Annotated in this window: 14 protein-coding genes and 1 pseudogene; 9 read left to right on the top strand and 6 right to left on the bottom strand. The window is 72.7% G+C overall.

Going from position 1 to position 14,525, the window contains the following annotated elements; genetic code table 11:
• Positions 1-115: 115 nt before the first annotated feature.
• On the bottom strand, positions 116-1,222 hold the full coding sequence (locus tag CUT44_RS13495) for a winged helix DNA-binding domain-containing protein (protein WP_100202208.1): 1,107 nt from the start codon (positions 1,220-1,222) through the stop codon (positions 116-118).
• 59 nt (positions 1,223-1,281) lie between these two features.
• Positions 1,282-1,707: a VOC family protein gene (locus CUT44_RS13490; RefSeq protein ID WP_100202207.1), complete on the bottom strand. Its 426-nt coding sequence runs from the start codon at positions 1,705-1,707 to the stop codon at positions 1,282-1,284.
• A gap of 155 nt (positions 1,708-1,862) precedes the next feature.
• Between CUT44_RS13490 and CUT44_RS13485 the strand changes: the two are divergent.
• Positions 1,863-2,036 (top strand): annotated as a pseudogene (locus CUT44_RS13485) (helix-turn-helix domain-containing protein); the annotation flags it as partial.
• 187 nt (positions 2,037-2,223) lie between these two features.
• Here the strand turns inward: CUT44_RS13485 and CUT44_RS13480 are convergent.
• A complete protein-coding gene (locus CUT44_RS13480; protein WP_100202206.1) occupies positions 2,224-2,802 on the bottom strand; it encodes a helix-turn-helix domain-containing protein in 579 nt (192 codons plus the stop codon).
• Positions 2,803-2,971: 169 nt separating this feature from the next.
• Here CUT44_RS13480 and CUT44_RS13475 point away from each other — a divergent pair, with 169 nt between their 5' ends.
• From CUT44_RS13475 to CUT44_RS13465, 3 genes are all read left to right on the top strand, one after another.
• Positions 2,972-3,985: an alpha/beta fold hydrolase gene (locus CUT44_RS13475; protein ID WP_233221388.1), complete on the top strand. Its 1,014-nt coding sequence runs from the start codon at positions 2,972-2,974 to the stop codon at positions 3,983-3,985.
• A 65-nt stretch (positions 3,986-4,050) separates the two neighbouring features.
• Positions 4,051-4,713 (top strand): SAM-dependent methyltransferase, encoded by a 663-nt coding sequence (locus tag CUT44_RS13470; RefSeq protein WP_100202204.1) that lies wholly within the window; start codon positions 4,051-4,053, stop codon positions 4,711-4,713.
• Complete coding sequence (locus CUT44_RS13465) at positions 4,710-5,264, top strand: DinB family protein (RefSeq protein WP_100202203.1); 555 nt, start codon at positions 4,710-4,712, stop codon at positions 5,262-5,264. The genes CUT44_RS13470 and CUT44_RS13465 overlap by 4 nt, the downstream gene beginning before the upstream one ends.
• 957 nt (positions 5,265-6,221) lie before the next feature.
• Here the strand turns inward: CUT44_RS13465 and CUT44_RS13460 are convergent.
• The 3 genes from CUT44_RS13460 to CUT44_RS13450 all read right to left on the bottom strand — a co-directional run bounded on the left by CUT44_RS13460 (position 6,222) and on the right by CUT44_RS13450 (position 8,669).
• The gene (locus tag CUT44_RS13460; RefSeq protein ID WP_100202202.1) at positions 6,222-7,238 is read right to left on the bottom strand and encodes a helix-turn-helix transcriptional regulator; all 1,017 of its coding nucleotides are present in this window, start codon (positions 7,236-7,238) and stop codon (positions 6,222-6,224) included.
• A 160-nt stretch (positions 7,239-7,398) separates the two neighbouring features.
• Positions 7,399-8,436 (bottom strand): aldo/keto reductase, encoded by a 1,038-nt coding sequence (locus CUT44_RS13455; protein ID WP_100202201.1) that lies wholly within the window; start codon positions 8,434-8,436, stop codon positions 7,399-7,401.
• Positions 8,437-8,456: 20 nt separating this feature from the next.
• Positions 8,457-8,669 (bottom strand): VOC family protein, encoded by a 213-nt coding sequence (locus tag CUT44_RS13450; protein WP_100202200.1) that lies wholly within the window; start codon positions 8,667-8,669, stop codon positions 8,457-8,459.
• A 92-nt stretch (positions 8,670-8,761) separates the two neighbouring features.
• Between CUT44_RS13450 and CUT44_RS34015 the strand changes: the two genes are divergently transcribed.
• The 5 genes from CUT44_RS34015 to CUT44_RS13425 all read left to right on the top strand — a co-directional run bounded on the left by CUT44_RS34015 (position 8,762) and on the right by CUT44_RS13425 (position 14,117).
• Positions 8,762-9,613 carry a DNA glycosylase AlkZ-like family protein gene (locus CUT44_RS34015; RefSeq protein ID WP_332888262.1) on the top strand — a complete coding sequence of 284 codons (852 nt, stop codon included), beginning with the start codon at positions 8,762-8,764 and terminating at the stop codon, positions 9,611-9,613.
• 309 nt (positions 9,614-9,922) lie between these two features.
• Positions 9,923-10,246 carry a peptidase inhibitor family I36 protein gene (locus CUT44_RS13440; RefSeq protein WP_100202199.1) on the top strand — a complete coding sequence of 108 codons (324 nt, stop codon included), beginning with the start codon at positions 9,923-9,925 and terminating at the stop codon, positions 10,244-10,246.
• Between the two features lie 921 nt (positions 10,247-11,167).
• Entirely contained in the window at positions 11,168-12,868 is a 1,701-nt protein-coding gene (locus tag CUT44_RS13435; protein WP_100202198.1) for a carbon starvation CstA family protein, read from the top strand.
• A complete protein-coding gene (locus CUT44_RS13430; protein ID WP_100202197.1) occupies positions 12,865-13,122 on the top strand; it encodes a cory-CC-star protein in 258 nt (85 codons plus the stop codon). The genes CUT44_RS13435 and CUT44_RS13430 overlap by 4 nt, the downstream gene beginning before the upstream one ends.
• Entirely contained in the window at positions 13,113-14,117 is a 1,005-nt protein-coding gene (locus tag CUT44_RS13425; RefSeq protein ID WP_100202196.1) for an ArsA family ATPase, read from the top strand. Before CUT44_RS13430 ends, CUT44_RS13425 begins: the two co-directional genes overlap by 10 nt.
• The last annotated feature ends 408 nt before the right edge of the window (positions 14,118-14,525 follow it).

Raw genomic sequence — 14,525 nt, 5'->3', positions numbered from 1 at the left:
CTGGACGGAAAATCCAACCTGCTTCGCCGCGGTGCCGGCCCGGCTCGCCCGGGGCCCCGCCCGGCGGGGGAAACCCGCACCGGTGCCGCGGAGGACCTTGCGGAGGACCCCGCCGTCAGCGATCGGCGCCGGTGCCCGTGATCCGGATGTGGCCGATGCCCTCGTCCAGGAAGGCGGCCAGCTCCCGGGCCTCGGCGTGGACGGCTTCCTGTTCCGGGGCGGTCAGGGGGCGCAGCGGCGTGATGTCGAGCCGCCCGTCGCGTACGGTCCAGACGGCGGCCACCCGTCCGTCGACGAGGACGGCGCGCTGCCCGGCGACGGACAGGCCGAGGTGGGCTCTGTCGATGATGCGTCCGCGGTCGTGGTAGCCGAGGATCGCGTTGTCGAACGCGGGCAGGAACCGGACGGGCGCGGGGGTGTCCGGGTGCGGGCGCGGCGCGTCGGGCAGGTCCAGGAGTTCACGGCCGCGTTCGTCACGGAAAGCGATCAGTTCCCCGCGGACGGCCCTGACCGCGGCGGGCAGTCCCGCCAGACCGCACCAGGCGCGCAGGTCGGCGCTGGCGGCGGGCCCGTGGGCGGCGAGGTAGCGCCGCACCAGACGCTGCCCGACCGGGTCGGTCCCGTCGTCCGGGGGGAGCGGGTCGATGTCGCGACCGAGCCAGGCGGCCAGGGGCAGGTTGCGGACCCCCGCCCTGATGCGCCACAGGCCGCGGGGCGGGAGCTGGACCATCGGGACCAGGGCGGCGACGAGCAGCTCGCCCAGGGCGCGGCGCGGGAAAGCGGACCAGCGGTCCTCCAGGGCCCCGACGAGTTCGGCCATGGTGCGGGGCCGCCCGTCGGCCAGCACCGCCCGCCCGGCCGCGGTGAGCTCGTCCATGTCGATGCCCGCCAGTTCGCGGCGGTAGGTGGCCAGCACCCGCTGGCGCAGCATCGCGTCGTGGCGGGCCCGCCAGGCCAGCGCGTCACCGGCGGTGACGAGGTGGACGGTGCGGCGCATCAGGTGCGTGCGCACGACCTCGCGTCCGGTCAGCGCGTCGTCCAGTTCCCGCGGCTGGAAGGCGCGCAGCCTCGACCACAGGCCGACGAAGGGCTCCTGGGGTTCCTGGGCCTGCAGACCGCACAGGCGCGCCACGGCGTCGCGGACGGGTACGGCCGCGCGGTCGAGCAGCAACTGGCGGGCCAGGGTGGCGCGGTTGAGGGCGCGCGTGCCGAGCACGGTCATGACGGTGTTCTCCTCCCAGGCCGCCGCGCGACCGCGGCGGCCTGGTGTCGGCCGGCAGGTCAGCCGTTGTACGGGGCGGCGACGTCCAGGACCCAGGTCACGCCGAACCGGTCGGTGAGCATGCCGTACAGCGGCGCCCACTGCGCGGGCTCCAGCGGCCGCACGACCGTCGAGTCCCCGGCGGCGAGCTTGTGCCACAGGGCGCTGATCTCGTCGGTGTCGTCACCGCGCACGGAGACGAAGAACGGGTTCTCGCCCTGGTTCCAGGGCAGTCGCGAGGGCACGTCGTAGGCCATGACGTGGAAGCCGTTGCCCGCGGTCACCTCGCCCCACATCACCCAGTCCGCCTCGTTCTCGTCCTGCACGGCGCCGGCGTCCTTGTACGTGACGGCGACGGCGCGTCCGCCGAAGACGGACTGGTAGAAGTCCAGCGCTTCGCGCGCGGCGCCCCGGAAGTTCAGGTGGGTGGTGGTCGTGACGGACATGGTCCGCTCCTTGCCTTCGAATCGGTGAACGAGTGCCGCTGTGCCGGACGAGCCCACGGCGCGGCGGACCGTGTTCCAGGAGTGGTGCCTGCCTGGTGACCTGCGGACCAGCTTTCCACCGGTAGAGGACAGAGAGTGTCCTCTACCGCGCCGCGATGGACGACATGCGGAAGACCTCCTCGCGGCTGCTCGCGCTGCTCCGGACACGCCGCCGGTGGTCCGGCGAGGAAGTGGCCGAACGACTCGGCATCACCCCGCGCACGGTGCGCCGCCACATCGGCCGCCTGCGCGAACTCGGTTACCCGGTCGCGTCCCTCGAGGGGACCGGCGGGGGATACCGCCTCGACGTCCTCGGACCTCCGCGCCCGGCCGCCGCGTTCGGGGATCCCGCGGCCCGCTGTGCCCGGGCCGCACGGCCTCGACGCCCCGTCCGGTCGACGCCCCGTCCGCGGGGAAGGACCCCGGTTCCGGGCCCTGACGGCCACCGCAGACGGGCCGACCTGCCACGGCACCCGGTCACCCGCCGGGCGCCGACAGATGGGTGCGTTCCCCCTGCGGACCGAACAGGGTCAGCAGCTCCGCGGGCTGGTTTCCGGCGCTGCCGATCCAGTGCGGCAGACGGGTGTCGAACTCGGCGGCCTCCCCGGGACCGAGCCGGAACTCCTGCTCGCCGAGCACGAACCTGACCTGTCCGTTGAGGACGTAGAACCACTCGTACCCCTCGTGGGTCTGCGGCTTCATGGTGGGCGCCCGCCCCGCGGGCGGATAGACCACCTTGTACGCCTGGACGCCCCCGGCCCGCCTGGTCAGCGGCACCAGGACCAGCCCGGCACGCCGCACCGGCCGCAGATGGATGCGCGGGTCGCCGGTCGGCGGCGCCTGGACCAGATCGTCGAGCGGGACGCCGTGCGCCCGGGCCAGCGGCAGCAACTGCTCCAGCGTGGGGCGGAGTCTCCCGTTCTCGAGCCGGGACAGCGTGCTCGGCGTGAGGCCGGTCTCGGCGGCCAGGGCCTTCAGCGTCGTGCCCCGCGCCTGTCGCAGGGCGCGCAGCCGCGGCCCGACTCCCGCCAGGACGTCCTCTCCGGTTCTGCTCATCCGTCCATGGTGCGGATCCGCAACTTTTCTTGCAAGTGCGGAACGGCGCTGGTGATGCTGTCCGCGGAGGTGACCCCCTATGGTCGTGAGAGCAGCAACAGTTCACAGAAGCGGGACAGCCGCCGTCCGCGGGGCCGGAGCACGGTGGAGGCGGGGCGCGGGGACAGCCGTGGCGGCACTCCTTCTGGCGTCCGCGTGTGCGACGGGCGGCGGACAGCCGCCGGGTGAGGCACCACGCCGGCCGGCGGCCGAGGCCGCGACCCCGGCAGCTCCCGCCTTCGACTCCGCCACCCGCGGCGACGCCGAGTTCAACCGCCTGTTCCGCCACGAGTTCGCCGACGTCGACGGCGTGCGCATGCACTACGTCACCGGCGGGACCGGCGAGCCGCTCGTCCTGCTGCACGGCTGGCCGCAGTCCTGGTACGAGTGGCGCGGGATCATGCCGGAACTCGCCGAGCGGTACACGGTGTACGCGCTGGACCTGCCGGGGCTCGGCGACAGCGGGGGAGCGCCGTCCGGCTACGACAAGGCCACCCTCGCCCGCCATGTGCACGGCCTGGTCGCCGGCGAACTGGGCCTGCGCGGGATCAACCTCGTCGGACACGACCTCGGCGCCGGTGTCGGTTTCCAGTACGCCGCGCAGTACCCGGACGAGGTCGCCAAGTACGCCCACCTGGACTACCCCCTGCCGGGCCCCGCGCTCAGCGCCGACCGGTACCGGTCGCTGAGCTGGCACATGGCCTTCCACGACCAGGACGCCTTCCCGGAGACGCTCGTGGACGACGACGTGCGCGAGTACCTCGCGCTGTTCTTCCCGTACGTCGCCCACGGCGGGACGGCCTTCGGCGGGCCCGGCGCGAAGTCCCCGTTCACGAATGAGCAGATCGACGAGTTCGCCCGCACCTACCGCCGACCACAGGTCCTGACCGGCGGGTTCGAGCTGTACCGGACGCTGGAGAAGGACGAGCGCGACAACACCGCCGCCGCGCCGATCACCATGCCGGTGATGCTCATGACCGCCGAAGGCATGCTCGAGTCCACCCGGTCCACGGTCGAACCCCGCATGACCCGCATCACGCGGGCCGTCGAGGTGCCCGGAGCGGGCCACTGGCTGCCCGAGGAGAACCCGGAGTTCGTCACCGCCGAACTGCTGAGGTTCTTCGGCGGCCGAGCCGCCCGGTGACCGCGGGCCCGCGCACCGCGGCCCCGCCGGCAGGCGGACGACACCCCACGAAGGAGCCACCCCGAATGGACACCACCCGAAACGACCACGCACACGCCGACCCCGCGGGCGAGGAGGCCGGACTGTTCTGGGAGAAACACCACGCCGCCCGGCACGGCCGGAGCGACCGCGTGAACCCGCTGCTCGCCGAGACCGCCGGACCACTGCGCCCCGGCGCCGCCCTGGACCTGGGCTGCGGCGCGGGCGGTGACACCCTCTGGCTCGCCCGGCGCGGCTGGCAGGTCACCGCCGTGGACCTGTCCGCCACCGCCGTCGAACGGTTGCGCGGGCGGGCCCGCGAACTCGGCCTCGGGGACCGCGTCACCGCCGAACGGCACGACCTGGCCCGGACTTTCCCGGGCGGGGAGTTCGACCTCGTCTCCGCGCAGTACCTCCACACTCCGTTCCCACTGCCCCGTGACCGGATACTGCGCACCGCCGCACGGGCCCTGCGGCCCGGCGGCCTGCTGCTGATCGTCGACCACGGCTCCACCGCGCCCTGGTCCTGGAACCAGGACCCCGCCCCACGCCGTCCCACCCCCGCCGAGATCGCCGCCGGACTGGACCTCGACCCCGGGCAGTGGCGGGTCCTGCGCGCGGACACACCCCGGCGCCGGGCCACCGGACCCGCCGGCGAGACCGCCACCGTCACCGACCACGTCCTCGTACTGCGGCGGACCGCCGGATGAGCACGCGACCGCACGGCACACCCCGTGCCGCACGGGACACGGTGCCGCCCACCCGCACGCGGAAAGCCGCGTCACGGACGGGGGACGCCGGACCTCCGCGGACCGGAGCCGGCGAGAAGGCCACCCTCCTCGGCTTCCTCGACCACCTCCGCGACGCGGTCGCGGACAAGGCCGCAGGGGTGCCGGAACCGCAGGTCCGCACCGGCGGGGTGCCCTCGGGAACCAGCCTCCTGGGCCTGGTCAGGCATCTGGCGGCCGTCGAGCGGTTCTACTTCCTGGGCGAGGAGCCCGAGGACTGGGACCGGACCATGAGGCCGTCCCCCCAGGAGACGGCCGAGGACGTGCTCGCCGACTACCGGGAGGCCATCGCGCGGGCGAACCGGGTCATCGAGGCCTGCACCGACCTGACCCGCCCCGCGCCCCGGCCCCCGCGCCGCGGCTCGGCGCCGTCGATGCGATGGGTCCTGGTGCACATGATCGAGGAGACCGGCCGGCACGCGGGCCACGCCGACATCCTCCGCGAGCGGATCGACGGCTCCACCGGGCGCTGACGGCAGGCGGCAGGCGGGCGTCCCCTACGGAGTCCACCGCTCCACCGTCCTCTCCGAGGGGTCTGAGGAGGCAGCGGAGCCGTTGCCGGACCAGCGCCCAGCACCTCCGTCCGCTCAGCGGTGGGGCCAGATCGACTTCGTACGCGTGGAGCGACTTCTCGTCCGTGGGACGGAGCCCGAAGAAGCGCTTGCAAACGGCGGCCGCGCAGGACATCACCGGGCGGCGGGTCTGCCGAACGAGCGGCTCCGTCCCGTGATTCGGTGGTGTCTGTGGTGATCACGCGAGAAGGAAGCGGCGGCGCATTCGAGCGGATCGACACCCTGTCGAGCAGTCCGCGGACCTGCTGTCGGCGTTCGCGGGTGGTCCGGATATCCGTGGGTGGCGTCCCCGGCGCTGCGGCGGCCGGCGGCTCGGGACGCCGCGGCGTCAAGGGTTCGGACCCCGGACCACCCCAAGGGGGCTCTTGGCGGGAGGTGGGACGGCAAGTCGGCGACCGGCCGGACTGCCGACCCGCTCGGACCGGCTCCTGCGCTCCGGCCGCGGTGGCGGTCCCGCAAGGACGCCGTGCCGATCGTGGACGACAGGCCGGTGCCCACCTGCTACCGGGGCGTAGCGGCCTCCGGCAGGAGGAACCGCCGCCGCTCCACCGGCCATCAGGTCGTCACCGTCACCGTCACCGACACCGGCCTCCGGCCGGCCGTCGTCGTAGGGAAGCCGTGCCGGGCAACGCGGGGCGACTGCCGGGCCCGGGGAGCCCGGTGCGAGGACCGCCGTCGGCGCAAGGGCGGGAGCCTGCCGACTAGGAAGGGGGAGCACAGTGCCTCCGTGAGTTGCCGGGCGCCCCGGGAGGGTTCGGTGTGGATGGCAACGCCTTGCCGGACGTGGCTCGGCGAGCACGGCGGTGCGCCAGGGGGCCTGGACGTCACCGTGCATGTCCCGCCGCGCCGGGCAGGGGCTCACCCGGCCGCATCGGTGTCCTCGCCTCCGGCGGCGCGGGCCGATCGAGTGGCTGCGACGGCGAAGGCGCGACGGAGGGCCGGGCAGTCCACCACCTCGATGTCGGCGTCGAACCGCAGCAGCCATGCTGCCAGGCCGGCCCAGGACCAGGAGCCGACTCTGACACGGCAGCGGTCGGGCTCTGTCGCCAGGACGATGCCGTCCCCGATGAAGGGGAGGACCCGGCCGGGAGGAAGACCGATGACGACATCGGCCCGGCAGGGCCAGGCGCCGGTGTCCTGTGCGCCCTTGAAGCGGGCGGCCAGGAAGGACGCCACGTCGCCGCCGGGCAGCTCGCGGGGGGTGAAGCGGGGGCCGTTGGGGCTGCGTACCGTCATCCGGTCGACACGGTGGACACGCCAGTCCTGGCGTCCGGGGTCCCATGCGACGAGGTACCAGCGTCCGGCACGGGCGACGAGGTGATGGGGCTGCACCTGCCGGGGCGGCCGGAGGGGCTCGTGGTCCTCCGGCCGCCCCGGCGTGCGGTAGTCGAAGCGCAGCTCCTCACGGGTGCGGATGGCGGCGCCGATGGCCAGCAGCGCCCGAGGATCCGCCGGCCGGCCGTCCCCTTCGGTGTGTGCGACCGGGGTGACGTCGAAGCCGTCGACGCGGGCGCGCAGCCGGGCCGGCAGGACCTGGCTCAGCGTGACCAGCGCGCGTCCGGCCGCCTCCTCGATTCCGGCGCCGCTCACCACGGCCGTCCGCAGGGCGATGGTGAGAGCGACGGCCTGGTCGTCGTCGAAAAGCAGGGGCGGCAGCCGAGTACCGGCCCCGAGCCGGTAACCGCCGTCGGGTCCTTTGGTCGCGGTGATGGGGTAGCCCAGGTCACGCAACCGGTCGATGTCGCGGCGCAGGGTGCGCGGGCTGACGTGCAGGCGTTCGCTGAGGACCGCGCCCGGCCAGTCCCGGCGGGTCTGGAGCAGGCTCAGGAGGTCGAGCAGGCGCCGAGATGCTGCCGGTGCCGAACTGGTGGGCACATTCCCGTCCTCTCTCACGCTCCCCGGACTTGTCGACCACTGCCCCGCGGCAGGGCGCCGGTCCGGTCCGTCCCGGTGTCGTTCACCCCGTACCCGGTGGGTGGACCGGGTAAGGGCAGTACCCGCCGCGGGAGTCGTCTCCCCTCCGGCCGGGCGGTTCTCACCCGGCCGGGGCCGCCGCCCGCTCGGCGGCGGGACGGCGGCGCAGCGCGGGGTCCCGCAGCGCCGGCGGTCGGTAGGCGATGTCCATCGTCGCGACGTCGGTGCCGGGCGGGACGAGCGCGTCGATGCGGTCGAGGAGCGCGTCCTCCAGCACCACGCCCGCGCCCGCCAGCAGGTCCTCCAGGTGTGCGAGCGTACGCGGGCCGATGATCGCCGAGGTGACGTCCGGGTGGTTCACGGCGAACGCCATCGCCAGGTGGGTGATCGGCATCCCCGCTTCCCGGGCCAGGGCGATGAGCCGCTCGACCAGGTCCAGGGCCCGCTCGTCGGTCAGGTACTTCGGTACCCACTTCAACCGCCGGCTGTCCGTCGGCCGCCCCTTGCGGTAGCGGCCGGCGAGCATGCCCGAGGCGAGCGGGCTCCACACCAGCGTGCCGATGCCGTACCGCCGGCACACCGGCAGCACCTCACGCTCGATCGCCCGGTTGAGGACGGAGTACGTCGGCTGCTCGGTGCGCAGACGGGCCAGCCCGCGCCGCTCGGCGAGCCACTGCCCCTCCACGATCTCCGAAGCGGGGAGGTTCGATGAGCCGATGGCCCGCACCTTGCCACTGCGCAGCAGGTCGGTGAGCGCCGACAGCGTCTCCTCGAGGTCCGTACCGGGTTCGGGATGATGGATCTGGTAGAGGTCGATGTGGTCGACCCTCAGCCGGCGCAGGGAGTCCTCGACCGCGGTCATGATCCAGCGCCGTGAGCTTCCGCGCCGGTTCGGATCCTGTCCCATCACGCCGTTGAACTTGGTGGCGAGGACCACGTCGTCGCGCCGGCCCTTGAGGGCCTTGCCGATGATCTCCTCGGTCTCGCTGTACCCGTAGACGTCGGCGGTGTCGATGAAGTTGACACCGGCGTCCAGGGCCCGGTGGATGATGCGGGCGCAGTCCTCGTGGTCGGGATTGCCGAGTTTCCCGAACATCATGGTGCCCAGGCAGTAGGGGCTGACCTGGATGCCGGTCCGCCCCAGTGCGCGTGTCCTCACGTCCGTGGTCCCCGTGCCGTTCAGGAGGGGGCGTCGAAGGCCATGAGGTGGAAGCCCGCCGGCGAGGTCACCTGACCCCACGAGAGCCGGCCGGCCTCCTCCGGCTCGGTCACCGCCCGAAGGCCGCCGCAGGTGACGGCGACGAGGTCGCCACCGAAGACGGACCGGTGGAACTCCAGCGCTTCCCGGGCGTTGCCGCGCAGGTTGATGTGGGCGACGGTCTTGATGCTCATGCCGTTGGTCCTGTTCCTCTTCGCGGCCCTCGCGGGCCGCTGGGGCCGTGTGCCCCGGCAGGGGAGACATTCACAGGGGTAGAGGCCAGGGAATGGCCTCTACTCCGGGGATGATGTCCCACCTGCCGACAACTCTCCCCCGCCGGTCACCGGACGCCGCCGGCCCGCCCGTGCGCCATGTCACCGACGCGGAACGCCGCGCCCGGCTCGCCGTCCGGCACCTGCTGGTCCCTTCGTTCCGCGCCGGATCACCGCAGGACGTCACCCGGGCGATGACCGTCCTGCACGCCACCGAACCGGCCACCGTCCACCTCTCCTGCCACGCCCGCATGAACGCGCTGACGACCGCCGACGTGGACCGGGCTCTGTTCACCGACCGCGGTCTGGCCAAGCAGCTCGCCGTGCGCCGCACCCTGTTCGTCTTCCCCCGCGACCTGCTCCCCGCGGCCTGGGAACGACCCGCCGAGCCCCGCCGCCTCACCCCGCCCGGGTCCGCCGGGGGTTTCGCAACATCCGCGCGACGGGGCCCGCCCGGCGGCCGCACCGAAACCGTCCAAACCGGGCCCGGGACGGCCTCCCGGCTCGAAGGGCAAGCACCGGGCCAAGCGCCAGGACGTCGGCAAGACGGTCAAACGCGTCGAGTCGATCAAGAAACACCGAGCCCGCCAACGTTAAACGCCAAGCTCAGAGCCATGCGGAATCCGGCGTACCTGGGACCGCCGCAGCACACCCTGCCTGCGGCATGGGTGAGGGCTTCACCCGGTGCCGCCGGTCGATATCCCCGACTCGCCGGGCGCGATTGCCCACTGCCCGTGACCCGGCCCCACCCCGCGCAACTCGTGCACCCGGCCGGCGCACGCGGAGCGCGCCTGCCGAGAACCCGCGCCCGGCCCCGCGGCCGGGCCGTTTCCGCCGGGCCGGCCCGGGTGATCAGTCACGCCTGAACGGGCGTCCCGGGGACCGGGACGCCCGCGCCGGGATATCCGGAGTGACTTCTTCCTCCTTTTGAGGAGTGACATCTTCTCGGGTGTTCCTGGGGGAACAAGTTCGCGACACCTGGTCAGTGATCAGGCCATCTGCCTATCATGTCAGAGGAGTTACAGAATGGATTCGCTGGGACTCATCTGCCGAGAAGGAGCTGAAGTCAGGTCGTGTTCGAAGAAAAGAACAATTCCACCAGCCCGGCCGTCGCTCGTCCCCGCCGGGCATGGCGCGTGCTCGCCGGTGCCGCGTTAACGGCGCCGCTCGTTCTCATGGCCGGTCCGGCCACCGCCGACTCCTCCGGGGCGAGCGCCGCGGAGTGTCCTCCCGGCGGCTCTCTGTGCCTCTACGAGGGCACGGACTTCACCGGGGAGCGGTTCACGGTCAGCTCGCTCGGCCCGGGTGGCGTCTGTGTCAGCCTGGTGGACCACGGCTGGGGCGACCGCGCACGCTCGGCGATCAACACCCACAGCGGTCACGCTGCCATGTTCCTCAACGACGACTGCCTCGGCGGCCCCTACCAGGTGCCCGGCAACTCCAGTCTGGCCGACTTCGGCTCCTTCGTCCCCAAGAGCGTCTGGGTACCCGCCGACTAGGGGCTGCTGCGGAAACTGATCTTACTCGTCGGTGATCGTTCTTGTGGGGCATGGGGATCTGACGAACGGGCAGTGGACCCGGCTTGCGCCGTTGTTGCCGCGGGGCGTCGAGCCGGGCCGTCCGCCGGTGTGGACGCGGCGGCAGTTGGTGGACGCCATACGTGGCGGGCTCGGACTGGTGCCTTGCGGCGGGACGTGCCGGAGCATGACGGGCCGTGAAGCCGGGCTCATGGCCCTGTTCCGGCGCCGACGGTGCGATGGCACCCGGCAGGGAGTCCTCACACGGCCCCGGGCCACCTCCGGCCGAGCCGGTCGGACCATCCCAGGGTAACGACCGCTGTGGTGCGTGGACCTGCGAGTTCATGAGCGACGGCCTGGCCGCCGCCGATGCTGTCGGATGTGAGACAGAGCCGGACATCCCGCAGTCCCGGCTCAGTGGTTCACCTTGTGCCGAATCGGCCAATGTGCGCCAACTGGATAAACGGGATGGGCTGGGAGTACGGCGCCCGCCCAGTGCGCTGTCGTCACCAGTCTCCGGGGGCTCCTCATCGCCTGGTCGGTCGCCTAGCATGAGCGGACCATGAGAGGAGCGTTTTCGGCCGGCATCGGTAAACCCGGCATCGAGGCCGAAGTCGGCGGCGACACCGACCACGGCGCGCACGGCGGAAGCAGTGCTCCCGGGTCGGTCGGGGCCGGCCTTCGTCCCGGCGGGCTGCGCACCGAGGGCTGCGGCGCAGTCGCCGTCCAGGTGCGGCGCACCGCGTCCGGATTCGCCGCCAAGCTGTGGGAAAGGAGCGCACGTAGCCGGTTCCCCGTCCCGGCCGAGCAGGGCCACGCTCCACCGTCTCCGCTGCCTGCCTGCCGGGCGCACGTCTCGTGCGGACCGGCGCCCCGTCTCCCAGACCTCAGAGGGCCTCTCGCATGAACGCACTTCCCCTGCTCCTGATCGGCCTCGCGATGTTCGCGGGCGGGTATGTCCTGTACTCGAGATTCCTGGGCAACCGGGTCTACAAGCTCGATGCGTCCTTCCGGACGCCCGCGCACGAACTGCAGGACGGCGTGGACTACGTCCCGACCAACAAGTTCGTGCTGTGGGGACACCACTTCACCTCGGTCGCGGGCGCAGCGCCCATCGTCGGCCCCGCAGTCGCCGTCATCTGGGGCTGGCTGCCCGCGTTCCTGTGGGTCACCCTCGGCACGGTCTTCTTCGCGGGCATGCACGACCTGGGTGCCCTGTGGGCCTCGGCGCGCAACAAGGGCCGCTCGATCGGCACGCTCTCCGGCCGCTACATCGGCGGCCGGGGCGCCAATCTCTTCCTCGTCGTGATCTTCCTGCTGCTCCTGATGGTGGTCGCGGCCTTCGCGGTGGTGATCAAGAACCTGCTGATCTCCACGCCCACGGCGGTGATCCCCGCCTGGGGCGCGGTCGCGGTGGCGCTGCTGATCGGTCAGGCGGTCTACCGCTACAGGATGAGCCTCGGCCTGGTCACCGTGGTCGGTGTCGCGGCGCTCTACGGCCTGATCCTCCTCGGCGACGCCGTCCCGGTGGAGCTGCCCGACCCGGTCCTGGGCATGTCTCCGGCGACCTTCTGGATCGTCGCCCTCTTCGTCTACGCCGGCATAGCCTCCCTGCTGCCCGTGTGGGTGCTGCTCCAGCCCCGTGACTACATCAACGGCGTCCAGCTCTTCGTCGGACTCGGCATCCTGTTCGTCTCCGTGCTGCTGAGTGCTCCGACAATCGTCGCCCCGGCCTTCAACGACGCCGTGCCCGCGGGCACCCCGGATCTGGTGCCGCTGCTCTTCGTCACCGTCGCGTGCGGCGCGATCTCCGGCTTCCACGGCATGGTCTCCTCCGGCACCAGCTCGAAGCAGCTGGACAAGGAGACCGACGCCCGTTTCGTCGGTTACTTCGGCGCGGTCGGCGAGGGCCTGCTCGCGCTCGGCGCGATCATCGCCGCCACCGCGGGCTACCGCACCCTGGCCGACTGGGAGGCCGTCTACAGCGCCTTCGGCGAGGGCGGCGTCACGGCGTTCGTCGAAGGCGGCGGCGCGATCCTCAACAGCGGCCTGGGCCTGCCCGTATCGCTGAGTTCCACGGTCCTGGCCACCATGGCGATCCTGTTCGCCGCCACCACCATGGACACCGGCGTGCGTCTGCTGCGCTTCGTCGTCCAGGAGGCCGGCGAGGTCGCGAAGGTGAGGATCAACAATGTCGCCGGCACCCTCATCACGCTCGCCGTCGGTATGGGACTCACCTTCAGCCAGGGCGCCGGAGGCGAGGGAGGTCTGCGCATCTGGCCGCTGTTCGGCACCAGCAACCAGCTGCTGGCCTCCCTGACGCTGTCCATCGTCGCCGTCATGCTGATCCGCAAGCGGCGCAATCCGGCGCCTGCGCTGATCCCGCTCGCGGTCGTGTTCGTCATGGCGTTCTGGGCCGCGGTCGTGCAGCTCGGCGACTTCTACGACGCCCGGGACTGGCTGCTGCTGATCATCGACCTCGTCATCATCGTCGCCGCCCTGTGGGTCGCCTTCGAGGCGGCCGTCGCGATGCGGCGGGCGTCCCGGGAGCCGCCGGAGGCTCTCGACGCCGATGTGACGGAGAAGACCGAGCTGACGAAGTGACGTCCCGCTGGGCCTCGCTCCGGGCCGGACTGGAGGAGTTCTACGCCGGTCCCTACCGGCGTACCCTCGCCCGCGCCCGGCGCGAGGAGGACGACTTCTTCACGATGGTGGTCCTCGCGGAGGCACTGGGCGTACCGGACCCGGCGGCGTACTACACCGCCGAACTGATGCCCGCCCTCTACGAGGACTTCCACGGCTGGCACCGCCGCATGGGCATGGACCGCTCGCCACTGGAGCATGTCGGGTGCTGCTAGACCTCGTCACCGCGCGCAGGACCGTCTTCGTCGGCGGCAAGGGCGGAGTCGGCAAGACGTCCGTCGCCGCGGCGCTCGCCCTCGGCCGTGCCCGGTCGGGCGCCCGCGTGCTGCTGGTCTCCACCGACCCCGCACACAACCTCGGCCACCTCTGGGGCCGCCCCGTGGGCGACGAACCCGTGCGCCTGGTCGGCCCCGAGGATCTCGTCTCCGGGAGGGGGACGGGGACGGGGACGGCCGGCCACGTCGACGGGCTGGAGGTCGACCCGGAGCGCACGGTCGAGCAGCACCTGTCCGCGGTCGCCGAGACGATGCGGCGGCTGCTCCCCGAGCGGATGCACGCACCGGCCGCCCGGCACCTCCAACTGGCCCGGCAGGCGCCCGGCACCCACGAGTCGGCGGTACTGGAGCGGATCGCCGAGGCGGTGGAACTCGGGGAGGAGGCCTACGACCTGGTCGTCTTCGACACCGCGCCGTCCGGCCACACACTGCGGCTGCTCGCGCTGCCCGAGCAGCTCGTCTCCTGGACCGAGGCCCTGCTCGCCAACCGCGACCGGTCCGAGCGGTTCGGCGCCGCGGTGCGCGGTCTCGGCGGCGGCAGGGAGACCGGCCACGACGCCGAGCTGCGCCGCGTCCTGCTCCGCCGCCGCAACCGCTTCTCCCGGCTGCGGGAGGTGGTGACGGACCCGGCACGCACTGGATTCGTGCTCGTACTGACCGCCGAACTGCTCCCGATCGCCGAGACCATGGAGGTGTACGAGAAGCTCACCGGCCTCGGTGTCGACGTGGCCGCACTCGTCGCCAACCGCCGTTCTCCGGCGGACGCCGGTGAGCTGCTCGACCGCCGCCGCAGGCAGGAGGACGAGCACCTCGTCCGGCTGCGGCAGCGGGTCCCGGACGTCCCTCTCCTCGACGTGCCGCTGCTGCCGGGGGAGCTGGTGGGCACGCAGGCCCTTGCCGCGCTGGCGGACCGGCTCGGGCCCTCCCCTTCCTGAGATCCCGGACTTCCCGCCGGCCCGTGGCGCGCACCGAGCACCGGCGGCTTCGCGCCGCAGGTCAGCACCCACCCGACGGCGGCCCCCGCCCCGGGCCGCCAGACGTTCAGCGACCCGGACAAGTCCGACCACTTCGAGGGCCGAGGGGCCCAGGACACCACCGAACACCCCGGGGGACGGCCGTACGACGGCCGTCCCCCGGTCGCGTTGTGAGGGGCGTTGTGAAGGGGAGGCGAGCAGACGGAACGGGAGGGGACGACCGGCGGCACCGCCGCCGGGAGCGGAACGGAGACCGAAGGACTCGCAGGCGTCCGCCGGGCTCTGGACGTGCTGTCCCCGCTGCTGGCCGCGGAACCGGGCTCGGTCGCGGTCTCCGCGCGCACCGGGGACGGTATCGAGGCACTGCGG

It is taken from the genome of Streptomyces carminius (genome assembly GCF_002794255.1).
Classification (GTDB): Bacteria; Actinomycetota; Actinomycetes; order Streptomycetales; family Streptomycetaceae; genus Streptomyces; species Streptomyces carminius.
This window is presented reverse-complemented; position numbering and strand designations above follow the sequence as displayed.